24 protein-coding genes and 1 pseudogene are annotated in these 24,125 nt (G+C 46.1%); all 25 read left to right on the top strand.

All coding sequences use genetic code 11. The features are described 5' to 3' along the window. Positions 1-25: 25 nt before the first annotated feature. Positions 26-1,945, top strand: a complete 1,920-nt coding sequence (locus V6C21_RS07225; protein ID WP_479268684.1) for a V-type ATP synthase subunit I — start codon at positions 26-28, stop codon at positions 1,943-1,945. Positions 1,946-1,991: 46 nt separating this feature from the next. Further along, the gene (locus V6C21_RS07220; protein ID WP_034837003.1) at positions 1,992-2,417 is read left to right on the top strand and encodes an ATP synthase subunit C; all 426 of its coding nucleotides are present in this window, start codon (positions 1,992-1,994) and stop codon (positions 2,415-2,417) included. 36 nt (positions 2,418-2,453) lie between these two features. Continuing rightward, a complete protein-coding gene (locus V6C21_RS07215) occupies positions 2,454-2,762 on the top strand; it encodes a V-type ATP synthase subunit F (protein ID WP_034837006.1) in 309 nt (102 codons plus the stop codon). A gap of 10 nt (positions 2,763-2,772) precedes the next feature. Beyond that, the gene (locus tag V6C21_RS07210; RefSeq protein ID WP_034837009.1) at positions 2,773-3,372 is read left to right on the top strand and encodes a V-type ATP synthase subunit E; all 600 of its coding nucleotides are present in this window, start codon (positions 2,773-2,775) and stop codon (positions 3,370-3,372) included. Between the two features lie 97 nt (positions 3,373-3,469). Beyond that, positions 3,470-5,233, top strand: a pseudogene (locus tag V6C21_RS07205) (V-type ATP synthase subunit A). A gap of 71 nt (positions 5,234-5,304) precedes the next feature. After that, the gene (locus tag V6C21_RS07200; RefSeq protein WP_034837014.1) at positions 5,305-6,705 is read left to right on the top strand and encodes a V-type ATP synthase subunit B; all 1,401 of its coding nucleotides are present in this window, start codon (positions 5,305-5,307) and stop codon (positions 6,703-6,705) included. Positions 6,706-6,708: 3 nt separating this feature from the next. After that, on the top strand, positions 6,709-7,359 hold the full coding sequence (locus V6C21_RS07195; protein WP_479268683.1) for a V-type ATP synthase subunit D: 651 nt from the start codon (positions 6,709-6,711) through the stop codon (positions 7,357-7,359). A 191-nt stretch (positions 7,360-7,550) separates the two neighbouring features. After that, positions 7,551-7,916: a YlxM family DNA-binding protein gene (gene ylxM, locus V6C21_RS07190; RefSeq protein WP_045085600.1), complete on the top strand. Its 366-nt coding sequence runs from the start codon at positions 7,551-7,553 to the stop codon at positions 7,914-7,916. 22 nt (positions 7,917-7,938) lie between these two features. Then, entirely contained in the window at positions 7,939-9,264 is a 1,326-nt protein-coding gene (ffh, locus tag V6C21_RS07185) for a signal recognition particle protein (protein ID WP_045085599.1), read from the top strand. Positions 9,265-9,311: 47 nt separating this feature from the next. Then, positions 9,312-9,554, top strand: coding sequence for a 30S ribosomal protein S16 (gene rpsP, locus V6C21_RS07180; RefSeq protein ID WP_034837022.1), 243 nt, complete (start codon positions 9,312-9,314; stop codon positions 9,552-9,554). 46 nt (positions 9,555-9,600) lie between these two features. Then, positions 9,601-9,834 (top strand): KH domain-containing protein, encoded by a 234-nt coding sequence (locus V6C21_RS07175; protein ID WP_034837025.1) that lies wholly within the window; start codon positions 9,601-9,603, stop codon positions 9,832-9,834. A 70-nt stretch (positions 9,835-9,904) separates the two neighbouring features. Next, positions 9,905-10,417 carry a ribosome maturation factor RimM gene (gene rimM, locus V6C21_RS07170; protein WP_034837027.1) on the top strand — a complete coding sequence of 171 codons (513 nt, stop codon included), beginning with the start codon at positions 9,905-9,907 and terminating at the stop codon, positions 10,415-10,417. Further along, positions 10,407-11,156 carry a tRNA (guanosine(37)-N1)-methyltransferase TrmD gene (trmD, locus tag V6C21_RS07165; RefSeq protein ID WP_034837029.1) on the top strand — a complete coding sequence of 250 codons (750 nt, stop codon included), beginning with the start codon at positions 10,407-10,409 and terminating at the stop codon, positions 11,154-11,156. Before rimM ends, trmD begins: the two co-directional genes overlap by 11 nt. A gap of 217 nt (positions 11,157-11,373) precedes the next feature. After that, positions 11,374-11,637: an HPr family phosphocarrier protein gene (locus V6C21_RS07160; protein WP_034837030.1), complete on the top strand. Its 264-nt coding sequence runs from the start codon at positions 11,374-11,376 to the stop codon at positions 11,635-11,637. Positions 11,638-11,727: 90 nt separating this feature from the next. Further along, positions 11,728-13,575, top strand: a complete 1,848-nt coding sequence (uvrC, locus tag V6C21_RS07155) for an excinuclease ABC subunit UvrC (RefSeq protein ID WP_479268682.1) — start codon at positions 11,728-11,730, stop codon at positions 13,573-13,575. Between the two features lie 252 nt (positions 13,576-13,827). Next, positions 13,828-14,376 (top strand): 16S rRNA (guanine(966)-N(2))-methyltransferase RsmD, encoded by a 549-nt coding sequence (gene rsmD, locus V6C21_RS07150; RefSeq protein WP_034837035.1) that lies wholly within the window; start codon positions 13,828-13,830, stop codon positions 14,374-14,376. Positions 14,377-14,380: 4 nt separating this feature from the next. After that, positions 14,381-14,866, top strand: a complete 486-nt coding sequence (gene coaD, locus V6C21_RS07145) for a pantetheine-phosphate adenylyltransferase (RefSeq protein WP_034837038.1) — start codon at positions 14,381-14,383, stop codon at positions 14,864-14,866. A 5-nt stretch (positions 14,867-14,871) separates the two neighbouring features. Then, positions 14,872-15,330 carry an ATP synthase subunit B family protein gene (locus tag V6C21_RS07140; protein ID WP_479268681.1) on the top strand — a complete coding sequence of 153 codons (459 nt, stop codon included), beginning with the start codon at positions 14,872-14,874 and terminating at the stop codon, positions 15,328-15,330. Between the two features lie 448 nt (positions 15,331-15,778). Continuing rightward, positions 15,779-16,198: a division/cell wall cluster transcriptional repressor MraZ gene (gene mraZ / locus V6C21_RS07135; RefSeq protein ID WP_034837044.1), complete on the top strand. Its 420-nt coding sequence runs from the start codon at positions 15,779-15,781 to the stop codon at positions 16,196-16,198. 22 nt (positions 16,199-16,220) lie between these two features. Beyond that, positions 16,221-17,153, top strand: a complete 933-nt coding sequence (rsmH, locus tag V6C21_RS07130; RefSeq protein ID WP_479268680.1) for a 16S rRNA (cytosine(1402)-N(4))-methyltransferase RsmH — start codon at positions 16,221-16,223, stop codon at positions 17,151-17,153. Positions 17,154-17,263: 110 nt separating this feature from the next. Then, positions 17,264-17,758, top strand: coding sequence for a hypothetical protein (locus tag V6C21_RS07125; RefSeq protein WP_479268679.1), 495 nt, complete (start codon positions 17,264-17,266; stop codon positions 17,756-17,758). Positions 17,759-17,817: 59 nt separating this feature from the next. Next, a complete protein-coding gene (locus V6C21_RS07120) occupies positions 17,818-20,040 on the top strand; it encodes a penicillin-binding transpeptidase domain-containing protein (protein WP_045085596.1) in 2,223 nt (740 codons plus the stop codon). Between the two features lie 162 nt (positions 20,041-20,202). Beyond that, complete coding sequence (locus V6C21_RS07115) at positions 20,203-21,642, top strand: UDP-N-acetylmuramoyl-L-alanyl-D-glutamate--2,6-diaminopimelate ligase (RefSeq protein ID WP_034837054.1); 1,440 nt, start codon at positions 20,203-20,205, stop codon at positions 21,640-21,642. 46 nt (positions 21,643-21,688) lie between these two features. Continuing rightward, positions 21,689-23,077, top strand: a complete 1,389-nt coding sequence (locus tag V6C21_RS07110) for a UDP-N-acetylmuramoyl-tripeptide--D-alanyl-D-alanine ligase (protein ID WP_479268678.1) — start codon at positions 21,689-21,691, stop codon at positions 23,075-23,077. Then, entirely contained in the window at positions 23,074-24,081 is a 1,008-nt protein-coding gene (gene mraY, locus V6C21_RS07105; protein WP_034837058.1) for a phospho-N-acetylmuramoyl-pentapeptide-transferase, read from the top strand. The genes V6C21_RS07110 and mraY overlap by 4 nt, the downstream gene beginning before the upstream one ends. Positions 24,082-24,125: the final 44 nt, after the last annotated feature.

Below are 24,125 nucleotides of genomic sequence, written 5' to 3'. Positions count from 1 at the left end.
CAATTTTTAAGGTGGTGGCTTTATTATGGCGATAGCCAAAATGAAGCTGGTCAACATCGTGGGCAGGATGAAAGATTTTGACGAAGTTGTGCGGAAATGCTGCCTGCACGGGGACTTTCATCCAGAACAGTCATCGGCTGCGCTCGGCGATGTTGAAGAATTTGCACCGATACAGGACTTCAATCCGTATTCACGACAACTGCAAAAGACAATTGATATCGCGGTTCATTCCGATATTCCACTCGGATACAGCGAATTTGACAGTTTAAAGTTGTCAGATGCGGAACTTGAAGATTATGTCGGCAAGATTGAGTCCCAAATAAACGATCTCAACGGCAAGATCAGAACACTTAGCCAGGAGATTGCGAGGCTTGAACAGGGCATAACGCAGTTATCCCATATAAAAAGCCTGAAGCTGAGCCTGGACGATATCTTTTCCTGCAAATTCTTTTATTTCAGATTCGGACGGCTGCCGCGAGACAGTTATCCGAAACTGGAGGTCTGTGACGAAAAAGACTCCGTATTTTTCTTCCCGTTGGAAGAGGATAAAGAATATCTGTGGGGCTTTTACGTCACGCTTAAGAGTGAAAGCGAAAAAATAGACCAGCTTTTCACGTCGCTCTATTTTGAGCGCCTCAAGATTCTTGAAGAGGCGCATGGCACTCCTGAGGAAGCCATTTCGGCAATCAAAGAAAAACTGAATGCAAAGAAAGAAGAGCTGAAGGCTGCCAAAGAAGCGGTAGATAAATTCTGGGAAGAAAACCGCGGGCAATTCCTCAAAGTGTATTCAAAATTAAAGTATCTGTCCGATTCATTTGATTTGCGCAGATACGCGTCAAAATGCGGCGATAGTTTCTATATTTTCGGTTGGGTTACTGAGAAAAACGCCGAAAAATTTCAGCAGCAATTTCAAAATCTTCCGCGTGTCGATTGCGTAATCGAATCGACGGAAGAAGCGGGAGATATTAAACCGCCGACCCATCTTATTAACAACAAGCTGACAAAGCCCTTTGAAATGATGACAGAAATGTATGGGCTTCCCGCTTATAATGAGGTTGACCCAACGGCATTTATGACGATAACTTATATGCTGTTTTTCGGCATAATGTTCGGAGACTTGGGACAAGGCCTTTTGATTGCTATTATAGGTGCTATTCTCAAGGCAAAGAATTTGCTGAAACAGCTTTCAGGAATCTTCATCAGAGTCGGTCTGTCATCTGCTGTATTTGGGTTCCTTTATAACTCAATATTCGGTTACGAGGACATACTTCCGTTTACCATACTTCCGGTACACGATAACAAGAACGTAAACCTTGTTTTGTTTAGTGCAGTAGGTTTAGGTATCTTCACTATCATTATCTGCATGATTATCAATATGATTAATGCAGTAAAGCAAAAGCGCGTTGATAAACTTTTATTTGACGCAAACGGCGTTGCCGGATTTGTATTCTTCGCGTCTGTTATCACTGCTGCTGTGTTTACGTTGTTGTTCAACAAGAATGTCCTTACATTGCCGTTTATAATCTGTCTTATTATCCTGCCGCTCCTGCTCATATATCTAAAAGAGCCTCTGACACACCTCATTGAACATAAGAAAAAAATAATAGAAGGCTCAAAAGGCGAGTTTTTCATCACCGCATTCTTTGAGCTATTCGAAGCGCTTTTGTCGTTTTTGTCAAATACAATTTCCTTCATGAGGATCGGGGCTTATATACTCAGCCACGGAGGCATGATGTTCGCTATTTTCGCTATAGCAAACATGCTGCATGGCACTGGAAGTGTTATCTTCCTGATATTTGGCAACGTGTTTGTCATAGCCCTGGAAGGCCTTATAGTAGGAATACAGGGAATAAGGCTCCATTTCTATGAGATGTTCAGCCGTTTTTATGAGGGAAGCGGAAAACCATACAAACCTGCAAAGGTTGAATACAATAGTTCAAAATAATTTTCAAATAAATTAAAAAAATAATTTTGATTTGGAGGAATCAATTATGAAATTTGCATTAGCTTTTGTTTTGGTTGCAGCAGTTATTTCACCTCTTTTTGTGGCTTATCGCCAGAAAGTAACCGGAAAGAGCATTTCCCGCATTAAGAAGACACTTATTTTCAACCTTTCAACATTTGCTCTTATTTGCCTTATTGGTTTAGTCATTCCTATGGGCGGCTTTGTTTCCGCTGCAAGTGAAGCTGGCGCTATGACAGTTGGTAAAGGTCTTGCTTATCTTTCCGCCGCACTTGCCACTGGCCTTTCTGGTATCGGTGCTGGCTATGCTGTTGCTACTGGTTCATCTTCAGCTATTGGCGCTATGACAGAGGATGCAAGTGTTTTCGGTAAAGCACTCCTGTTCGTTGGTCTTGGCGAAGGTGTTGCACTTTACGGATTCGTTATCGGCATCATGATCGTCACAGCTCTTTAATTTAGATAATACACTTAAGAAATCAGGTGAAGCCAAATGCGCTTTTACCTCATTAGCGATAATGTAGATACGCTTGTCGGCATGAGGCTGGCGGGTATTGAGGGCATTGTAGTCCACGAGAAAGAAGAAGTCAGGAACGCGCTTAAATCCGCCATGGATGATCCCAAAATCGGCATAGTTCTTGTAACTGAAAAGCTCGTGAAGTTATGCCCTGATCTTGTATATGAATTAAAACTTAACTGCAAACGCCCGCTTATCGTAGAGATACCCGACCGTCATGGTTCGGGTAGGGCAAATGATTCCATTACCCGCTACGTAAGAGAAGCTATTGGAGTGAAGATTTGAGGTGTGCTCTATGTCTCAGTCGGAGAAGAAACTCGACAAATTCAGTTCGGCTGTACTGAAAGATGCGGAAGAGCAGCGCTCGAAAATTCTCGCAGAAATTGAAGAGTACCGCAAAAATGAATTGGAAAAGGCCGAGGAAGAAATACTTCACGACGCTTATGTCATGATCCAAAACGAGATTGCTTCAATAAAAAACAAGCACAGCCGCAAGATTTCATTAGCGGAGCTTGAAGGCCGCAGAAATCAGCTTATCCTTAGGGACCAGCTGGTAGGCAAGGTATTTGAGGAGGCAGCCGCCAAAATTGCCGCATTTACCAAAACAGATGGTTACAGGCAATATATGATTGACCTTGTTAAAAAGAGCTGTGATCAGATTCCTGAAGGCAGCATAATCATCAGCGTCAAAAAGGACGACCTTTTCCTGTCCTCAGATTTGATTGCCGCAAGCGGTCGTGATGCGAAAGTTGAAGCTAATGCTGTGATACAGCTCGGCGGGGTTCTTGTTAGCAATCCCGAAAAAGGCATTGTCGTCGACGAAACCCTTGACCTTAAGCTAAATAACCAGAAAGACTGGTTTATATCTGTTTCAGGTCTTTCAATCAGCATGTAATTTCATAATTAATTTTTGAATATATCAGTTTTCTGAAAATAGGGGCTTGAAGCCTTTGTTCTCGCGGCTATTGCCTTAGAAAGGGATGGTCATAAAAATGAGTTCTAATGATCGTATATACGGCATAAACGGCCCTGTCGTGACAATAAAGGAAACCAAAACATTCTCAATGAACGAAATGGTTTATGTCGGTGAAGCGCGCCTGATAGGCGAAGTTATAGGCATAACCGACAGGATGACAACTATTCAGGTTTATGAGAATACGACAGGGTTAAAGCCAGGCGAGCCGGTTTATGCTACCGGACATCCTATGTCAGTTACACTGGGACCGGGCATACTCTCCAATATCTACGACGGTATTGAACGGCCGTTGAAACTTATTGAAGAAAAATCTGGCGCCTTTATTGAAAAAGGAATAAACATTGAACCTTTAAATACCGAAATCGAGTGGGATGTTACAATCCATGTCAAACCCGGCGATCAGGTAAAACCGGGCGATATATATGCGTCATGTCCAGAGACTTCGCTTATAGTTCATAAGTGCATGGTTCCACCGAATATTTCGGGTGAAGTTGTAACCTGTGCGCCAAACGGCAAATACAGGGTAAACGATACGGTAGTTGAGGTTCGCGACTCGCTCGGTGTGGTGCACAAACTGACATTGTGCCAGGTATGGCCTATTCGTCAGCCGCGTCCTGTAAGCGAGCGTATTCCGATTGATAGGCCGCTGCTTACCGGGCAAAGGGTTATTGATACGCTTTTCCCGATAGCGAAAGGCGGAACAGCCGCTATACCGGGCGGTTTCGGAACAGGCAAAACCATGACCCAGCACCAGCTCGCCAAATGGTGCGACGCGGATATAATCGTTTATATCGGCTGCGGTGAGCGCGGCAACGAGATGACTCAGGTTCTTGACGAGTTCGCAGAACTTGTCGACCCGAAGTCGCAGAAACCGCTGACCGACCGTACAATTCTTATCGCAAATACTTCAAATATGCCTGTTGCCGCACGTGAGGCTTCCATTTACACAGGAATAACACTTGCGGAATATTACAGGGATATGGGATATCACGTTGCCATAATGGCAGACTCCACCTCACGTTGGGCGGAAGCTCTCCGTGAGATTTCCGGACGACTTGAAGAAATGCCTGCAGAAGAAGGTTTCCCGGCATATCTTCCGTCACGTCTTGCAGAGTTCTACGAGCGTGCAGGATATACGCGCAACCTCAACGGCACGGAAGGTTCGGTATCAATAATCGGCGCCGTGTCCCCTCAGGGCGGTGACCTTTCCGAACCTGTCACCCAGAATACAAAGCGCTTTATCCGCTGCTTCTGGGCACTTGACAAATCCCTCGCATATTCACGACACTATCCGGCTATAAACTGGATTACGTCCTACAGCGAGTACATCGTCGATTTGAAACCGTGGTATGATCAGAACGTCGGCGATAACTTTATCCGTTGCCGCAATGAGATAGTGTCGATTCTGCATGAGGAAAACAAACTGATGGAGATAGTCAAGCTGATAGGCTCTGACGTATTGCCGGACGACCAGAAGCTAATTATTGAAATAGCCCGCGTTATCCGCGTTGGTTTCCTCCAGCAGAATGCTTATCACGCTCAGGACACTTATGTGCCTATCACAAAACAGCTCAAGATGATGGAGACTATTCTTAAACTGTACCACCGTTCAAAAGAACTTGTTGCTGCCGGAATTCCGATTTAAACAATTCTGGAGACAGGTTTGTTTGATAAGGTCGTCAGGATTAAATATGATGTTCCGAATGACAAGCTTGAGATGTTTGATGCGTATTCAAAGGAAATTGAAGAAACTCTAAACAAAATAACCGCGGCGGCTTAAATTTGCCCGCAGCCTTAATTTTGTATCAATAATAATTATGCCGCTTTACGCGGCGGCATGGAGGGCATAGTATGAGTCTTGAATTTGTCGGTCTAAAAGAGATCAATGGCCCCCTTATCGTGCTCGACGGTATAAAAGATACTTCCTACGAGGAAATGGTTGAAATTGTCCTCGATGATGGAAGTCACCGCACAGGGCGTGTTGTTCAGATTGAGGGCGAAAAAGCTATAATTCAGGTGTTTGAAGGAACCCGCGGTATTTCTCTGACAAACACCCACACACGTTTCAGCGGCCGTCCGATGGAGTTGCCGCTGTCCCGTGAGATTCTTGGACGTATATTTGACGGCGCGGGCCGCCCAATAGATGGACTCGGCGAGATTTTCCCAGAGGAACGCCGCGATATCAACGGCAGCCCGATAAATCCTGTTTCCCGGCTTTATCCGAGAAACTATATCCGTACAGGCATATCGTCCATTGATGCTCTGATGACACTTATTCGCGGTCAGAAGCTGCCGATATTCTCCGGAAGCGGACTTCCGCACAATGAACTTGCAGTTCAAATCGTGCGTCAGGCGCAGATTTCGTCTGACGAAGGCGGCGATTTTGCTATAGTATTTGCTGCAATGGGCGTTAAGCAAGACGTCGCTGACTACTTCCGCCGTTCATTCGAGGATTCAGGCGTTTTGCAGCGTGTTGTTATGTTCTTGAACCTCGCGAATGACCCGATTATCGAGCGTATCATAACGCCGCGCTGCGCGCTGACAGCGGCTGAATACCTTGCCTTTGAAAAGGGCATGCATATCCTCGTAATCCTGACGGATATGACGTCTTACGCCGAGGCGCTCCGTGAATTCTCGTCTTCAAAGGGTGAGATTCCGGGCCGTAAAGGTTATCCTGGCTATCTCTATTCTGACCTTGCTTCTCTGTATGAGAGAGCAGGCATGATAAGAGGCAAACCCGGTTCTGTTACTCAGATACCGATTTTGACTATGCCTAACGATGATATTACAAACCCGATACCTGACCTTACCGGGTATATCACAGAAGGCCAGATAGTGCTTGACCGTAGCCTTGACCAGACAGGTATCTATCCGCCGGTTGGTATCCTTCCTTCACTGTCGCGTCTGATGAAAGACGGCATCGGCGAAGGCTACACAAGAGCCGACCATTCCGCCGTTGCGAACCAGTTGTTCGCGTCATATGCAAAGGTTCAGGACGCAAGGAGCCTTGCATCTGTTATCGGTGAAGAGGAGCTTTCCGACGTAGATAAGAAATACCTCGAATTCGGCCGTAAATTTGAACAGTATTTCATCCGCCAGAGCGAAAACGAGAACAGGACAATTGAGTATACACTTGATCTCGGTTGGAAACTTTTATCGTTGTTGCCCAAAGAAGAACTCGACCGTGTTGACGATGAAATGCTTGCAAAGCATTACAATCCTCAATACGCCGAGGAATTCAAGGGGGAATAATAAGTGGCTAACACAGTTTTCCCTACAAAAGGCAACTTGATGGCCGTTAAGCGTTCACTTTCTCTTGCGAGACTCGGCTATGATTTGATGGATAAGAAGCGCAACATTCTTATCCGTGAAATGATGGATTTGATTGATACAGCCGCAAAGGTTCAGGGGCAGATTAACGACACCTATGCGCACGCATATGCCGCGCTGCAAAAAGCAAACATTACCCTCGGCATTATCGGCGACATTGCAAAAGATGTCCCGATAGAAGACGGCATTAATATCACCTTCAGAAGTGTAATGGGTGTCGAGATTCCGATTGTCACACTTGAGGACAATCCCCCAAAGCCTACCTACAGCTTTACTTCAACAAACTCCATGCTCGATGAAGCCTATTTATCGTTTTATCATGTAAAAAGGCTTACAGCCGTGCTTGCTGAAATCGAGAACAGCGTCTACCGGCTTGCTAATGCTATAAAAAAGACTCAGCGCCGGGCAAACGCTCTGAAAAACATCATGATACCGAGGTTTGAGAGCGACGTTAAGTTCATTTCAGAAGCTCTTGAAGAGAAAGACCGCGAGGAATTCTCCCGAATGAAGGTTATTAACAAGACAAAGCTGAAGAAGAGTCTGCTTGCTGAAGAAGAGGCTGCTAAAGCTTTGTAGTATAATCTAAGCGCCGTACGCGCATTTGCGTGTGACGGCGCTTTATTATATGCAATGTTTAATTCATCGGTGAAATGACAGCAGAAGGGCGAAAATTTGAGAAAAACATCTTGACATATATAGCATTACAGATTATAATATCTGCTTGTAAAGTATTATCGCTTTACAAGCGACCGGGGAGGGAGCCGCAAATGCACGAAAAAGATCTGTCGGTGTCCCTGTTGTTGGACTTTTATGGAGAGATTCTCACACAAAAGCAGCGCGAAGTCATCGAACTGTACTATGACGAGGATTTATCGCTCGCCGAAATCGCGGAAACTGCCAAGATAACGAGGCAGGGCGTCCGCGACTGCATAAAGCGCGGCGAAGCGACGCTCAGGGAGATGGAGCGAAAACTTGGTCTTGTGGCCCGGTTTGAAAAGCAGCAGGAAACGCTGCACAACATCAGCGCCGCGGCGGCAAAGATAAAGGATTTGAACGACCGTTTTCGCTATTCTCGTGACATTGGGGAACTTGCGGTGCAAATTCAGTCGGACGCGGAATCTTTGTGTGAGTAAGTAAAAAATAGGAGTGGTTGCCGTGGCGTTCGAGGGACTTGCCGACAAGCTGTCGGCAGCCTTTAAGAGACTGCGTTCAAAAGGCAAGCTGACTGAACAGGATGTAAAAGACGGAATGCGCGAAGTGCGCCTTGCCTTGTTGGAAGCGGACGTAAACTTTAAAATAGCCAAAGAATTTACTAAAAGAGTTACGGAGCGCGCAATTGGCGCGGAGGTGCTTGAAAGCCTCACTCCGGCTCAGCAGGTAATAAAGATAGTCAACGAAGAGCTAACCGCTCTGATGGGCGGGGAACAGAGCAAAATTAAATTTTCCTCGAAGCCGCCTACAGTCATCCTTCTGTGCGGGCTTCAAGGCTCTGGTAAAACTACTCATGCGGCGAAGCTCGCATATATGTTCAAAAAGCAGGGCAAGCGCCCGCTGCTTGTCGCCTGCGACGTTTACCGCCCCGCTGCTATAAAGCAGCTGCAGGTCGTCGGTGAAAAAGCCGGCGTGCCGGTTTTTGAGATGGGCAATGACGACCCGGTAAAGATTTCAAAGATGGCGGTAAATCACGCTAAAGATCACGGCAATGACCTTGTTATCATAGATACCGCCGGCCGTCTGCATGTTGACACAGAGCTTATGAACGAGCTTAAAAATATTAAAGAAAAAGTCGAACCAGATGAAATTTTGCTCGTTGTCGACGCGATGACCGGTCAGGACGCGGTCAACGTCGCGTCAGCGTTTAATGAAGCGCTGGGCATTGACGGCGTTATCCTTACAAAACTCGACGGCGATACTCGAGGCGGTGCAGCCCTGTCCGTCAAGGCGGTGACAGGCAAGCCGATAAAGCTCGTCGGTACGGGTGAAAAGCTCGAAGACATCGAGCCGTTCTATCCCGACAGAATGGCGTCGAGAATCCTTGGCATGGGCGACGTTTTGACGCTTATCGACAAAGCGAAGCAGCAGGTCGACGCGAAAAATGCCGCCGAGCTTGCCAAGAAGATGAAAAGCAACACCTTTAACCTCAGCGATTTCCTCGACCAGCTGAGGCAAATTCGAAAAATGGGCTCGATAAAATCCATGCTTGAAATGTTGCCCGGAATAGGCAATCAGGTCAAGGATATGGATATCGACGAAAGGCAGTTTTTGCGCATTGAGGCTATAATCACCTCGATGACACCGAAAGAACGCGAAAAGCCGGAGATAATCAATGCGTCGCGCAAGAGGCGTATTGCGGCTGGAAGCGGCACAAGGGTCGAGGACGTCAACCGCCTTCTCAAGCAGTTTAACGATGCCCGCAAATTGATGAAGCAGATGAGCAACATGCGTGGCTTAATGAGAAAGCGTCCATTTTTCCGCATATAAGTTATGATTTATTATATATAGGTTATCAATGATGGGAGGTGAAATAGATGGCAGTTAAAATCAGACTTCGTCGCATGGGCAAGAAAAAGGCACCTTTTTACCGCATAGTTGTTGCGGATTCAAGATATCCGGCCAATGGCCGTTTTATCGAAGAAATAGGTTATTACAACCCTCTTGAGAAGCCTGCAGTTGTCAAAGTCGATGTAGAAAAGGCAAAGAAATGGATTGCGAATGGCGCACAGCCGACCGAGACCGTTAAAGCGCTTTTAAAGCAGAACAACGCGCTTTGATTGCACAAGGTTAGGGTTCGTTAGCCTGTGAAAGGATGGTCATAACATGCAGGAATTACTGATTGCCCTCGCAAAAGGGCTTGTAGAGAATCCTGATGGCGTCACCGTTACAACAGACGAGCCGAAAGAAGACGGCACGATTGTTTATCACCTTCATGTTGCCGAAGGCGATATGGGAAGGGTGATTGGCAAGCAGGGCAGAATTGCGAAAGCTATTCGCACTGTAATGCGTGCTGTGGCCAATAGGCAAAATCTTAAAATTGCGGTCGAGATTGATTGACCCATATAATCTGGGGGAGGCGGCAATGCTTTCCCCAGATTGCTATATTTAATATAAATCGGGGGCTTTTATGCTTAAGCGTTTTCTTGAGACTGGTCAGATTGTCGGTACTCATGGATTGAAAGGTGAAGTCAGGGTTAATCCGTGGTGTGATTCACCTGATTTTCTCAAAGGTTTTACAGGGTTTTATCTTGACAATGGAAAGACTTTCATTAAAGCGAATTCGATTCGTATTCATAGATCAATTGCGTTAATAAAGTTCGAGGGCATAGACGACATCGACGAAGCCGCAAAGCTTATCAAAAAGGTGATTTATATAGACCGCGAGTGGGTCAAACTTCCCGAGGGCTCGTATTTTGAGCAGGATTTGCTGGGGCTTAAAGTTGTCGATGCTGAGACTCAAAAAGTATATGGGACGCTTGGCGAAGTTTCGAAAACAGGGGCCAACGATATTTACCGTATAGATTCCGATGGGCGTAAGACGTGGATTCCGGCGATAAAGGATGTTGTAAAATCCGTCGATATCGAAAACGGGATTATGTTCATAACCCCACTCAAAGGATTGTTTGACGATGAGAATTGATATAATGACTCTTTTCCCGTCTGTGTGCGAGGCATACCTCAGTGAAAGCATTATCGGCAGGGCGAGAAAAGACGGCTTGGTTGAGATAAAGTGCCACGATATACGGGATTTTTCTAAAGATAAGCACCGCCATGTCGACGATTACACGTACGGCGGCGGTGCTGGAATGATTATGCAGCCGGGGCCAATCGCGGACTGCTTTAAGGCTATCTGTGAAGAAACAAACACGCGCCCTTATTGTATCTATATGTCCCCACAGGGCAAGGTTTTCAATCAGGAGACTGCTGTCAGGCTTTCCAAAATGGACAATATAGCGCTGCTCTGCGGACATTACGAAGGTGTCGACGAGCGTATTATAGAAGAAATTGTGGATGAAGAAATCTCTGTAGGAGATTTTGTGCTGACAGGCGGCGAATTGCCGGCGCTGATGGTAGCAGACGCGGTGACAAGGCTTTTGCCCGGCGTACTTTCCGGAGAGGAGTGCTTTACCGAGGAGAGTCATTTTTCCGGGCTGCTCGAGTATCCTCAGTACACCCGCCCTCCGGTTTTCAACGGGAAGAGCGTCCCTGAGGTGCTGCTGAGCGGCCATGCCGCTAATATTGCCAATTGGAGGCGCCGTGAGGCGCTTAAACGGACGCTGATAAGGCGGCCAGATATGCTGAAAAAGGCGGATTTATCCCGTGATGACCTAAAAATAATAGGAGAAATTTGTGCTGAAATTCACGAAAGTGATGCTTAATTTAAACCAAAAATCCGAAAGATGTGCAAAAAATCTGTAAAAAGTTTATAATAAATATGCACAAAAAACTGGAAATTGAACAGGTGATTATAGTTTATCTATACAAAATAAAGGACGTGCCTTTGTTTTAGTTCAAGCATTATGTTGACTAAATCGTTGGAATTTAGTATTCTATTGGTATATGAATGGACATTAGAACGGTTTGGGAGCGATAAGAATGTTAGTTAAAGAGGTTGTTGTCCAGAATCAGGTTGGGTTGCATGCAAGGCCTGCGACTTTTTTTATCCAGAAGGCAAATGAGTTCAAGTCATCAATCTGGGTTGAAAAGGACGAACGCAGGGTTAATGCTAAAAGTTTGCTTGGTGTTTTGTCGCTCGGTATTGTTGGAAATACCAAAATACGCATAATTGCAGACGGAACTGATGAAGAAGAAGCTATCGACAGCCTTGTAAAACTTGTTCAATCCGGTTTTACCGAATGATTGCGCATAACATAATATTAATTATGCGGCACCGTGTTATCGCACGGTGTCGTTTTTTACAGTAATGGGTTTGCAGCTTGGGGGTGGATTATGGATAGAGAAAAACTGAAGGAATTGCAGGACAAATCGCGGGAGCTCCCGTTTAAGCCCGGCGTCTATATAATGAAGGATGCTGCGGGGCATATAATATACATCGGCAAGGCAAAAGCCCTTCGGCGCAGGGTGAGCCAGTATTTCCTGCGCTTTGACCACCACGAGGGCAAGGTGCGCAAAATGGTTGAGCACGTCGACCATTTTGATTACATTATCACCGACAGCGAGTTTGAGGCTTTGGTGCTTGAATGTAGCCTAATAAAGCAGCATAAGCCGAAATACAATATACTGCTTAAAGACGACAAGGGCTACAATTATATCAGGATTACGCTTAATGAGAAGTGGCCGAAAATCGAATCAGCCAAAAAGATTGAGGACGACGGGGCCACTTATCTCGGCCCGTATATGAGCTCCTTTGCGGTAAAAGAGGCGGTTGATGAGGCGGTCAAGGCATTCTCTCTGCCGACCTGCAACCGCAACTTTGAAAAGGATATGGGGCGCGGCCGCCCCTGCCTCAACTACTTTATTCATCAGTGCTGCGCGCCCTGCCGCGGGCGTATCTCAAACGCCGAATACAGGGAAAACATTGAAAACGCCATAGCCTTTTTAAAGGGCGGATATGACGAAATACTAAAGGAACTCAAGGCGAAAATGGAGGAACTGGCGGAGAACCTCGAATTTGAAAGGGCCGCCAGAATCAGGGACCGTATTGCGGCAATTAAGAAGATACGCGAGAAGCAGAAGGTCGTGGCCTCAAAAGTAAAAGAGCAGGATGTCATAGCCCTTGCCGGCGATGGCTGCAATACAGATTTCGAGGTATTTATTATCCGCGGCGGAAGGCTCACTGACCGCGAAAGCTACCTTCTCGATTTTATTGCGGACGAGAAGGCAGCCCGCGCGGAATTTATCCGGCGTTATTATTCTCCCTCAAGGCTTCCGCCTCCGAGAATTACATTGGACGGGGAGACTGAGGATAGGGCACTGCTTGAGGAATATCTCACAAAAACGGCGGGCCGCAAGGTGAGAGTGACCGTCCCTAAGAAAGGCGAACAGGCGGCCCTCGCCTCTATGGCAAAGAATAACGCACAGGAGAAAATAAACAGGCTGTCAGCCCGCCCGGCAAGGACAGAGAAGGTGCTTGACGAGCTGGGAAAACTGCTCGGCCTTTCCCACCGCCCCGAGTATATCGAGTCATATGATATTTCAAATACTGCCGGGACAGGCGTCGTCGCAGGCATGGTTGTGTTTGAGGGCGGGCGTCCGCTTAAAAGCGCCTACCGCAGGTTTTCGATAAAAACCGTCGAGGGTCAGGACGACTACGCCTGCATGCGTGAGGTTGTTGGACGCAGGCTTGCAAGGCTTAAAGAGGCAATCGACAACGGCAATACCGCCAAAAGCGGTTTTGGCAGAAAACCGGACTTAATCCTCCTTGACGGAGGCCGCGGGCATGTCGCCGCGGTAAAGCCGGTGATTGATGAATATGGTTTTGACATACCGGTTTTTGGAATGGTCAAGGACGACAAACACAGGACAAGGGCAATAGCGGCAAACGGCGGGGAAATCGCGATAAACGAGAGCCGCGGTGTCTTTACGCTCGTCTCCCAAATTCAAGACGAAGTGCATCGTTTCGCCATCTCATATCATCACAAGACGCAGGGGCATAAGGCATTTTCCTCACGCCTGACACAGGCTCCGGGTATAGGCGAGAACAGGGCAAAAGCCCTCATGAAGCACTTTAAGACAATGGAAAGGCTCAGAAACGCGACGGAGGAAGAGCTGGCATCGGTCAAAGGCATGACAAAAAGCGCTGCGGCAACGCTTTATATTTGGCTGAGGGAAAATTAAGCCGCAATTAAGCCTTTGGCGCAAAGTTGATAGAACACTTTTTTGTTTTGCGATAAAATTTGCGTATAGTAGCCGAATAATATGACACAATATAAAAGAATGTTGACAATATTGTCGTTAGGTAAGATAATAGTTAGTAGATGACTTTTAAAAACTGGGATTGCGGCGGCGCCGGCTGCCTGTAACCCTCAGTGATAACTGTAAGCAAAACAGGCTTGTGCCACAAAGGACAAGCTACAGCGGAGGTTTTTGATGAGAGTAATAACGGGCTTGGCTCGCGGGAGAAAACTGGTAACCCTCGAAGGTCTGGAGACGAGGCCGACGGCTGACAGGGTCAAAGAAGCAGAGTTCAGCATGATTCAGTTTGAAATAGAAGGAAGAAACGTGCTTGACCTTTTTGCGGGAAGCGGACAGCTTGGTATTGAAGCGCTTAGCCGCGGTGCTAAGCATGCGGCTTTTGTCGACGCGAATCCAGAGTGCGTCAAGATTATCCGTGAAAATCTTGCTCACACAGGTTTGTCTGAAAAGGCGAGCGTCGCTGCGGTCGATGCCGAACAATTTTTAATGCACACAAAAGCCGTGTTTGACATTGTTTTCATGGATCCTCCTTACAGCAAAGGATTCATTGACAAGGTTTTGCCGCTGACTGTTCCGCATATGTCGGAACACGGGGTAATTATCTGTGAAGCGGCTCGTACCGACGAAGTTCCGGACGGCGCGGGGGATTTTAAGCTTGTGCGGCAAAGCAATTATGGAAAAACCAAGCTTGCGATTTACAGAAAAGAACAGGGGAGTGTTTAATTAAATGACATTGGCAGTTTGTCCGGGAAGTTTCGACCCAGTAACGTTGGGACATCTTGATGTAATAAAAAGAGCTGCGGCTTTATTCGATAATGTTATAGTAGTTGTCATGGTCAACTCAGCAAAAAAGCCCACGTTTACTATAGAAGAGCGTGTAGATTTTCTCAAACGCGCTACAGCTTCGCTCAAAAACGTGGAAGTTGATACATATAATGGGCTTCTGGCGGATTATACCGCAATGAAAAAAGCGACAGCGGTTGTCAAGGGCCTGCGGGTTATGTCTGACTTTGAATATGAATTTCAGATGGCTCTGACTAATATGTCGCTGACTCCTGGAGTTGAAACAATCTTTCTGCCGGCGAGCATAGATTGTATGTTTTTAAGTTCGAGTATGGTTCGTGAGGTTGCGAAGCACGGCAGAGATATTTCACCATTTGTACCTGAAGGGCTGGCGGAAGAAATAACGGCGAAACTGACGCAAAAGGAGTGAGCAATATGAGGATTGACGAGCTGCTTGATGAGCTGGACGATATGCTCGATAAGGCTTGGGGGCTGCCGCTGTCGGGAGGACGCTGTGTAATTGACGCTGAAAGAGTCCGGGAAATAATCGACGATCTGCGGCTTAATATGCCTAAGGAAATACCGCAGGCAAAGGCCATCGTAGCTGACAGAATGGAAATTATCAAAAATGCAAAGCTTGAGGCGGAAGAAATAATCAAAAACGCCGAGGCCAAGGCAAAGCTACTCGTATCAAATGATGAAATCGTCAAAGCGGCTCAGGAAAAGGCAAACGCGATATTAAGTGAAGCTCAGGCAAAATCAAAAGAAATGAAGAAAGCTGCTGCCGATTTTTCAGATCGTTTATTGCTTCAAACACAAGAAAAGGTATACGAAGCCCTTAATGAAATCAAAGAGGCAAGGCAGGCTATTAAATCACCCACAAAACTTTCATGATTGAATAAAGCCAGAAGAAGTTGCGCTGCAAATGTTTTTGCAGCGCATTTTTTGCCTGAAAAACTGCTGAAATACCTAATTAGAAGGCTCTGCGCCGGATAACAGTTCAATGTTCAGTTGGGTTATTCCGCGCCATCCGTATCAGTTTCTCTGAAGAGTCTGCCGTTTTAAACCTGATATGCAGTTTTAATTAACAGAGCGGATGAGCCGGCCATCGGGCCGGTTCCTCCGCTGTTTTTTTGTCTTGAATAGCCACGCAGCAGCCTTTTTATGACTTTTTGAAAGAATTTTCGATAACAGCAAAAATTTCTTGCGTTTTTTATTAATTTCCAATACAAACGCTTGAATTTTTTATTTTTTGTGTTTATAATTAAATTGTGGTTTGAAGTGGTGTAAAGTGGTGAATTAGTTCCCGATTCTTTGATTTGAGTGTGAAGAGGCAGTAATTATGCTGATAGGAGAATATCAACATATTGTTGATGCAAAAGGACGTGTATTCATACCGGCTCGCTTCAGAGAAGAACTGGGCCTGCGTTTTATTGTTTCCAAAGGCCTCGACAACTGCCTTTTTGTTTATTCAATCAAAGAATGGGCACTGCTTGAGGAAAAGATACGTTCGCTGCCGCTTTCAAAAGCCCGCAATCTGCAAAGGTTTTTCTTTGCCGGTGCTGCCGAGGTTGAAGCGGACAAGCAGGGACGTGTGCTTATACCGCAAAGCCTCAGGGACTACGCTTCTCTCACCAAAGAAGTAACTATAATCGGTGCGTCCAACCGCGTAGAGATTTGGGACAAGCAGAAATGGGAAGATATGTGTGAAGGTATAACGCCGCAGTCTATTGCAGAGGCTATGGATGAGCTTGGATTTTAATTAAACCGGTTGGAGAACAAATATGGAAAATTACCATCATCTCAGTGTTTTACTTCATGAGAGCATTGAAGCGCTTAATATAAAGCCTGACGGAATTTATGTTGACGGAACTGCCGGCGGTGGAGGCCATTCCTTTGAGATCGCTTCCCGCCTCAAGACAGGAAGACTAATCGCAATCGACCGCGACCCCGACGCAATAAAGGCTGCCGGGAAGCGCTTAGAACCTTTCAAAGAGAGGGTAACGCTTGTCAACGCAAATTTTTCTCAGCTTTCTCAAATTCTAAACGACTTGGGAATTCCCGCTGTGGATGGAATATTGCTTGATCTCGGCGTTTCATCATATCAGTTTGATGTGCCTGAACGCGGTTTTTCTTACAACTATGATGCCCCGCTTGACATGAGAATGTCGAAAAGCGGCATTTCTGCACGAGATATAGTGAATTCGGCGTCGCAGGACGAGCTTGCAAGGATATTGCGCGAATACGGCGAAGAAAAGTTTGCTTCCCGAATCGCTTCGCATATTGTTTTCGCACGCGAAAAGAAACCGATTGAAACTACATTTGAACTGAGCGAAATCGTAAAGTCAGCAATTCCCGCGGCTGCCAGAAGAAGCGGGCCGCATCCAGCGAGAAGAACTTTTCAGGCGCTTAGAATTGCCGTCAACGGCGAACTTGACGAGCTGGGAGCACTTTTAGATGATGCACTTTCGCTCCTTGCCAAAGGCGGCAGACTTGCAGTAATTACCTTCCATTCCCTTGAGGACAGAATGGTAAAGCAGCGTTTTTTGAGCTGGGCTCAGGGCTGTACTTGTCCGCCGGATTTCCCGATATGTGTCTGCGGACATAAGCCGCAGGTTGTGATACCCAAGAAAAAGGGCATCGAGCCGTCAAAAGAAGAAATTGAGATAAACCCCAGAAGCCGCAGCGCAAGGCTCAGGTTTTGCGAAAAATTATAATTGGGTATTTTCGGTGCGTTAAACACCTTTAACCCGGGATTATATCAGCGTATTCGCTGCTTTTTGGTATAAGAGAGGTTTCCCAGAAACTGCGAAAGGATGGTCATGAAATGGCTTACAAGTCAAATGTAGCGTATGATTTTTCAAGATTTGCCCCGGTAGAGATTCCGGAGGTGCCGGTAGAAGAGCCTAAAAAGGTAAATACTGTCGTCAAAAAGAAAAAAGCCAAGAAACAGCAGGTTACGCCTCTTGCAGTTATAAAATTTGTATTTGTAAGCCTTTTTGTCATGGCATCGCTGGGAAGCATCATGGTAGGTAATATAAAAATCACGCAGCTTAACGATGAAACGGCTAAAATGGAGAAACTGCTGGATACCGCCAGAAGCGAACAGGTAAGCCTCAATTCAAAGCTGGAAAACCGCATGTCCATATCAAAGGTTGAGGATTATGCTTCAAATAATCTGGGGCTGGTAAAGACGCAGGCCTATCAAATCCAGTATGTCCAACTTACAAATGAAGATAAAGTAGAGGTTCTCGGCAATTCGGGAGGAATCCAAGGCTTCTTCCAGAATGTAATTAATTCGATTGAGGAATACTTCGCATAATTTTTAAATAGATTTTATAAAAAGCAGAGACTGTCAGAAATCTACCGGGAGGTTTTTTAATGGTAAGCCCAACTCTTGCAATGAAAAAGAAAATGACGATTGTTCTCGCCTTTTTCTTTGTACTGGGCTTTACCGTTCTTATAGGCAGACTTGTCAAGCTGCAGTTTATTGACGGGGCGTTCTATCAGCAGAAGGCTTTGGACCAGCAGTTGAGCGTAACAACAATAAACGCCAACCGCGGTACTATATATGACCGCAATATGAAACCGCTGGCTCAGAGTGCCACAGTCTGGGATGTCTATGTTTCCCCGTCTTACATAACGGACGACAAAAAAAGCACAAGGGAAGAAAAATTAAATAAGATTGCCTCTGGTCTTTCAAAAATCATAAACGTTGATGAAAAAACGATTTACAGTAAAATATCAAAGAAGACGAGCTATGTTGTTTTGGCGAAAAAGGTCGAAAACGACGTAGCCACCCTTGTCAAGGAATTTGCTAAGGAAAACGGTTACTCATGTATCGGCGTAGTTGAGAACAGCAAGCGCTATTACCCGTTTAACAATTTTGCTTCACAGGTTATTGGTTTTACAGGAACGGACAATCAGGGCCTTGCCGGCATTGAAGCCTATTATGACAGCGTCTTAAAGGGCGTTAACGGAAGAGTGGTCACCGCTAAAAACGCCAAAGGTACCGATATGCCTTATGATTTTCAGGATCGTGTCGAGGCGAAAGACGGCATAAGCCTTGTTTTGACTATCGACGAGGTAGTACAGCATTACCTTGAGAAAAATCTCCAAAGTGCATATGTGGATTGTAAAGTCGGAGTCGGCGTCACCGGCATTGTAATGGATGTAAAAACCGGCGAAATTCTTGCAATGTCCACCCAGCCGTCCTTTGACCCGAATAATCCATTTGAAATAACAAAGCCTACAGTGCAGCAGAGAATCGCCTCTCTTGCCGGGGATGAACAGAAACAGGCAAAGAACGAGGCCCTTCAGGACCAGTGGCAAAACAAGGCTATCACGAATCCGTACGAGCCGGGTTCTACATATAAGATTATTACCGCGGCAGCGGCTCTCAATGAAGGTGTCGTCAAAGAAACGGATGAATTCAATGACCCGGGCAGCATAAATGTAAAAGGCACACAGTTCCACTGCTGGAAAGCGGGCGGTCACGGCCATCAGACATTCATTGAAGGGTTTGAAAATTCCTGCAATGTCGTCTTTATTGAAGTTGGGCAGCGCCTTGGGGTATTGAATACATACAAATATTTTACCGCTTTCGGGCTTAACTCTAAAACGGGTATCGACCTGCCCGGTGAAGCTGTCGGTATATCATACACCGATAAAACGATGGGACCGGTAGAGCTTGCCTCCATATCCTTCGGACAGTCCAACACGATTACGCCTATCCAGTTGATAACGGCGGTCGCGGCGGTAGCAAACGGCGGAAAGCTCGTGCAGCCGCATGTTGTTAAGGAAGAATTGGACAGCAACGGCAATGTTGTCAAAACATTCGGGACAGTAGTCAAACGTCAGGTCATTTCCGAAGAAGTATCAAGGCAAATGTGTGCCATCATGCAGAAAGAAGTCACTGAAGGTACCGGTAACAACGCATATGTGGCCGGGTACCGCATCGGAGGAAAGACAGGAACGTCACAGAAGCTGGGCAACGAGGATAAAAATGCCCGTATCGCTTCATTCGTAGGCATAGCTCCGGCTGACGACCCGCAGATAGCGGTGCTGCTTGAGATTGACGAGCCCCATTCGGATAATAAATACGGCGGTGTCATAGCGGCCCCGGTTGTCGGCAAACTTTTGTCTGAGATACTGCCTTATCTTGGTGTTGAACCTCAGTACACACCGGAAGAACAGGCAAAACTCGATGTTAAAACACCGAACCTCGTGGGTATGGATATAGATGAAGCTATAAGGAAACTGCAAAACGATAAGCTCAACGAAACAACCATTGGCAAAGGCAAGAAAGTTACGGCGCAGGTGCCGGAAAGCGGAAGGCCTATCCCGCGGGGCGGCAGGGTTATCCTCTATACAGGTAACGCAGAGATTGAGAACACAATTACCGTACCGAACGTAATTGGTATGACGCCTTCGCAGGCTAACAGCGTGATTTCTGCAAGGAACCTCAACATTGAGATTTCCGGTACGGGGCTTTCTGAAAAAGGTGTCAAGGCGTATAACCAGAGCCCGAGTGCCGGACAGAAGGTTGCGCCGGGAACGGTAATAACTGTTCAGTTCAGAAATGAGGATGTAAAGGTCGAATAGCGTCAAGACCGTATGTTACGAAAAAATTCTGTCAAAAATGTGTAGTAAATAATGAAAAAGTAGTTATGTTTGTGTTTGAATTCCCGGAATTTTTTCCGGGAATTCAGACTGCGTTATAAACGTTTTTAAAATTTGCTTAAAATTTTATAGGAGATATAAAGTATGAAACTAGCACAACTTCTCAAAGGGATTGAATATAAAGGGCAGGCGCCCGATATAGAAATATCGGGCGTTACGTCTGATTCGCGCAAAGCTGGTCCCGGCGTTGTATTTGTCTGCCTCAAGGGAGAAAGGTCTGACGGGCACGATTATGCCGCTGCAGCTGCAGAAGCCGGCTGTGCGGCTGTTATTGCGGAAAGGGATACCGGCGTAAATGTACCTCAGATTATTACAGAGGATACACATGCCGCTTATGCCGCCGTCTGTGCCAATTATTTCGGCAACCCGGCGGACAAACTCAAATTTATCGGAGTAACTGGCACTAACGGAAAAACAACCGTCACAACGATAATAAAGGATGTGCTTGAACGCTGCGGATACAAAACTGGACTTATCGGCACTATAAAGAATATGTCGGGGGACAAGGAGCTTCCGGCACATTACACGACGCCGGAGGCCTATGAGCTGCAGAGTCTCCTGCGCACAATGGTCGACGACGGCTGCAAATATTGTGTAATGGAGGTTTCGTCCCACGCCCTTGCGCAAAAACGCGTCGACGGGCTGCATTTTATCTGCGGCGTTTTTACTAATTTGACTCAGGATCATCTGGATTTCCACAAAACCATGGAAAATTACCTGAAGGCCAAGCAAAGGCTCTTTGAGATGAGCGATATCGGCGTAATCAACGCCGACGACCAGTATGCCAAAACAATAATTGAAGAGGCACCGTGCAGAACTGTTACTTACGGCGTGAACACTGAAAATGCAGATTTCAGAGCCTGCGATATCAAATATAACTCTGTCGGGATTTCATATTCTCTGAAAGGCAAGACGTCAGGTGAGATTAAGGCCAATCTGCCCGGGGCATTCTCGGTATATAACACCCTTGCTGCGATAGCCTGTGCGGTTTCAATCGGCATACCATTTGAAAAAGCTAAAAATGCGCTCGCGTCGTTCAAAGGGGTAAAAGGGCGCATCGAGGTTGTCCCGACGGGGCGCGATTTTACTATTATCATCGACTATGCCCATACGCCTGACGGGCTTGAAAAGATACTCCGCGCAGTAAAAAGCTTTGCAAAGGGTCGTATTGTTGCGCTGTTTGGCTGCGGCGGAGACAGGGACAAGGGGAAAAGGCCTAAGATGGGCAAAGTCGCGGCGGACAACGCAGATTTTCTCATTATAACATCGGATAACCCGCGGACCGAAGACCCTGACGCTATAATAGATGATATTTTGGCGGGGCTGAATGGCAGCAATACGCCATATGTAAAAATAACCAATAGGCGAGAGGCTATAAAATATGCTATAATGAACGCTCAGAAAGACGATTGTATCGTTCTCGCGGGAAAAGGGCATGAGGATTATCAGATTCTGCCGACGGGACGTATTCATTTCGATGAACGTGAGGTAATTGCCGAAATACTAAAAGAGCTTGACAGTTAATCTGAATAGTAAAACAAGGTTCGGCAATAGAACTCGGGGGTAAACAATGGAGAAAATATCACTCGGATTTATACTAAATGCAACAGGCGGCAGACTAACAAGAGAATGCTTCAATATAAAGATATCATCGGTATCGACCGACACCAGAAAAATAAAGCCGGGGAGCCTATTTATAGCGCTCCGCGGAGAACGTTTTGATGGTCACGACTTTATAGAGACAGCATTTGAAAAAGGCGCGTATGCCGCACTGTCAGAAAAACCGGTTGAGAATACTTCCCGCCCGGTTATAATGGTCAAGGATACTCATTCTGCACTTCTCCATTTGGCACAAAGCTATAGAATGTTGTTTTCAATTCCAGTTGTAGGTGTTACCGGCAGCGTAGGAAAGACATCGACGAAAGACGCGATAAGCGCGGTGCTTTCACAAAAATATAAAACCCATAAGAACGAGGGCAACCTCAATAATGAAATCGGCATGCCCATGACGGTTTTTGGACTTGATAAAACCTATGGGGCAGCAGTATTTGAGATGGGAATGAGCGGTTTTGGCGAGATATCACGCCTTTCGAGGGTTGCGAAACCGGATGTAGGCGTAATCACAAATATCGGCGTTGCACATATCGGAAAACTCGGCTCACGCGAGAATATACTAAAAGCGAAGCTTGAAATCATAGACGGGATGAAACCCGACGGTGAACTTATATTAAACGGCGACAACGACCTTTTAAGCGGATATATCACAGAGGCAAAAGGAAAGCTGCCCATTCATTTGACGTCTTACGGAATAAATAACCGCAGCGGCTTATATGCCAATAATATAGAAACAACGTCTGAAGGCTCATATTTTGATATAAACTATCACGGCGGCCGCATACGTGCCTTTATGCCAGTGCCCGGCGAGCATAATATCTATAACGCACTTGCGGCATTCTGCGTCGGCATGAAACTCAATGTCGACCCGCGCTTGATTGTGGAAGGGCTTGCTTCCTACAAGCCCTCAGGTATGAGGCAGAAGATTGAAAAAATTGGGGGAGTTACATTTATAGAGGATTGTTATAACGCCAGCCCAGATTCAATGGCTGCGGCTTTCGGAGTCCTCAATGCTGTAAAAACCGGACGTTCCATCGCTGTGCTTGCTGACATGCTTGAACTCGGCGATAGGTCACAGCAGGCGCATTTTGACGTCGGCAGGAACGCCGCACAGTCTGGTGTTGATGTGCTTTTGTGCTGCGGCAATGACGCGCGCTATATATGTGAAGGATATGACAGCGTTAAAACCGGCGGAAAAAGCTATTTCTTTGAAGACAAACAGTTGCTTGGTCAGGCGCTTCTGGACTTGCTTAAGGCAGGCGATACGGTAATTTTTAAAGGTAGCAGAGGCATGAAGTTAGAAGAGACTGTTAAGACAGTATATGAAGGGTGGAAAAATAAATGACAGGTATGGGTGCGGTTGTTGCCGCTGTTTTGTCATTTGTAATAACATCGGTTCTCGGAATTTGGATGATACCCTATTTAAGAAAACTCAAATACGGTCAGAGCATAAAAGAAATAGGGCCTGTTTGGCATAAATCAAAGCAGGGAACGCCGGTAATGGGCGGCTTAATGTTTATTATCGGTATTCTTGTAGCCGTTATCGTAGTGCTTATTTTCGCAAAGGATTTCAAGTTCCAAATGAGCGATAATGAGCGCTCAAGGCTCATCTACGGTATGGTTATGGCCGTAATGTTTGGCATGATAGGGTTTTGCGACGATTATATCAAGGTTGTTAAGAAGCGCAATTTGGGACTCACACCAAAGCAGAAATTTTCACTTCAAATTCTCGCCGCATTGATATTCCTTGTCATGGAGTTTGTGACAGGATACAGGGGAACCACCATGATGGTGCCGTTTACCCCATGGACTGTAAACTTTGGCATCGCTTTTTGGCCGATTGCCCTTTTTATAATTGTAGGAACAGTCAACTCCGTCAATTTAACTGACGGCATCGATGGGCTTGCTGCTTCGGTTACGACAGTTGCGGCCTTGGGATTCATGCTTTCCGCTAAAATAATGATGAGCACAGCTTTTGCGGCGGTAGCTGCGGCACTTGCAGGCGGCTGCCTCGGTTTCCTGGTATGGAATTTCTATCCCGCAAAGGTATTTATGGGCGATACAGGATCACTTTTTCTCGGCGGAATGCTCAGTGCAATAGCATTCGGGATTGACCAGCCGCTTCTGCTTATACCGTTTGGGATCATATATATAGTTGAGACATTGTCCGATATAATTCAGGTGATATCATTCAAATCAACGGGCAAGAGGGTCTTTAAAATGGCCCCTATTCATCATCATTTTGAGATGTCTGGCTGGAGTGAAATGAAGATAGTTGCCGTATTTACAATTGTAACTATCGTATCTTCGGCCGCAGGTGTCACTTGGCTGGCGTTAATACTGAATTAATGCCGGGACTTTAAGCCAAAAACGGCATATAAATTGATTTTCTG

Origin of the sequence: [Clostridium] cellulosi (assembly GCF_036762875.1) — a bacterium.
Classification (GTDB): domain Bacteria; phylum Bacillota; class Clostridia; order Oscillospirales; family Ethanoligenentaceae; genus Ruminiclostridium_D; species Ruminiclostridium_D cellulosi.
This window is presented reverse-complemented; position numbering and strand designations above follow the sequence as displayed.

Excerpts from the sequence above, each read along its gene's own strand:
- V6C21_RS07225 (WP_479268684.1), top strand. The coding sequence starts at position 26 with ATGGCGATAGCCAAAATGAAGCTGGTCAACATCGTGGGCAGGATGAAA.
- V6C21_RS07220 (WP_034837003.1), top strand. The coding sequence starts at position 1,992 with ATGAAATTTGCATTAGCTTTTGTTTTGGTTGCAGCAGTTATTTCACCT.
- V6C21_RS07215 (WP_034837006.1), top strand. The coding sequence starts at position 2,454 with ATGCGCTTTTACCTCATTAGCGATAATGTAGATACGCTTGTCGGCATG.
- V6C21_RS07210 (WP_034837009.1), top strand. The coding sequence starts at position 2,773 with ATGTCTCAGTCGGAGAAGAAACTCGACAAATTCAGTTCGGCTGTACTG.
- V6C21_RS07200 (WP_034837014.1), top strand. The coding sequence starts at position 5,305 with ATGAGTCTTGAATTTGTCGGTCTAAAAGAGATCAATGGCCCCCTTATC.
- ylxM (WP_045085600.1), top strand. The coding sequence starts at position 7,551 with ATGCACGAAAAAGATCTGTCGGTGTCCCTGTTGTTGGACTTTTATGGA.
- rpsP (WP_034837022.1), top strand. The coding sequence starts at position 9,312 with ATGGCAGTTAAAATCAGACTTCGTCGCATGGGCAAGAAAAAGGCACCT.
- V6C21_RS07175 (WP_034837025.1), top strand. The coding sequence starts at position 9,601 with ATGCAGGAATTACTGATTGCCCTCGCAAAAGGGCTTGTAGAGAATCCT.
- rimM (WP_034837027.1), top strand. The coding sequence starts at position 9,905 with ATGCTTAAGCGTTTTCTTGAGACTGGTCAGATTGTCGGTACTCATGGA.
- trmD (WP_034837029.1), top strand. The coding sequence starts at position 10,407 with ATGAGAATTGATATAATGACTCTTTTCCCGTCTGTGTGCGAGGCATAC.
- V6C21_RS07160 (WP_034837030.1), top strand. The coding sequence starts at position 11,374 with ATGTTAGTTAAAGAGGTTGTTGTCCAGAATCAGGTTGGGTTGCATGCA.
- uvrC (WP_479268682.1), top strand. The coding sequence starts at position 11,728 with ATGGATAGAGAAAAACTGAAGGAATTGCAGGACAAATCGCGGGAGCTC.
- rsmD (WP_034837035.1), top strand. The coding sequence starts at position 13,828 with ATGAGAGTAATAACGGGCTTGGCTCGCGGGAGAAAACTGGTAACCCTC.
- coaD (WP_034837038.1), top strand. The coding sequence starts at position 14,381 with ATGACATTGGCAGTTTGTCCGGGAAGTTTCGACCCAGTAACGTTGGGA.
- V6C21_RS07140 (WP_479268681.1), top strand. The coding sequence starts at position 14,872 with ATGAGGATTGACGAGCTGCTTGATGAGCTGGACGATATGCTCGATAAG.
- mraZ (WP_034837044.1), top strand. The coding sequence starts at position 15,779 with ATGCTGATAGGAGAATATCAACATATTGTTGATGCAAAAGGACGTGTA.
- rsmH (WP_479268680.1), top strand. The coding sequence starts at position 16,221 with ATGGAAAATTACCATCATCTCAGTGTTTTACTTCATGAGAGCATTGAA.
- V6C21_RS07125 (WP_479268679.1), top strand. The coding sequence starts at position 17,264 with ATGGCTTACAAGTCAAATGTAGCGTATGATTTTTCAAGATTTGCCCCG.
- V6C21_RS07120 (WP_045085596.1), top strand. The coding sequence starts at position 17,818 with ATGGTAAGCCCAACTCTTGCAATGAAAAAGAAAATGACGATTGTTCTC.
- V6C21_RS07115 (WP_034837054.1), top strand. The coding sequence starts at position 20,203 with ATGAAACTAGCACAACTTCTCAAAGGGATTGAATATAAAGGGCAGGCG.
- V6C21_RS07110 (WP_479268678.1), top strand. The coding sequence starts at position 21,689 with ATGGAGAAAATATCACTCGGATTTATACTAAATGCAACAGGCGGCAGA.
- mraY (WP_034837058.1), top strand. The coding sequence starts at position 23,074 with ATGACAGGTATGGGTGCGGTTGTTGCCGCTGTTTTGTCATTTGTAATA.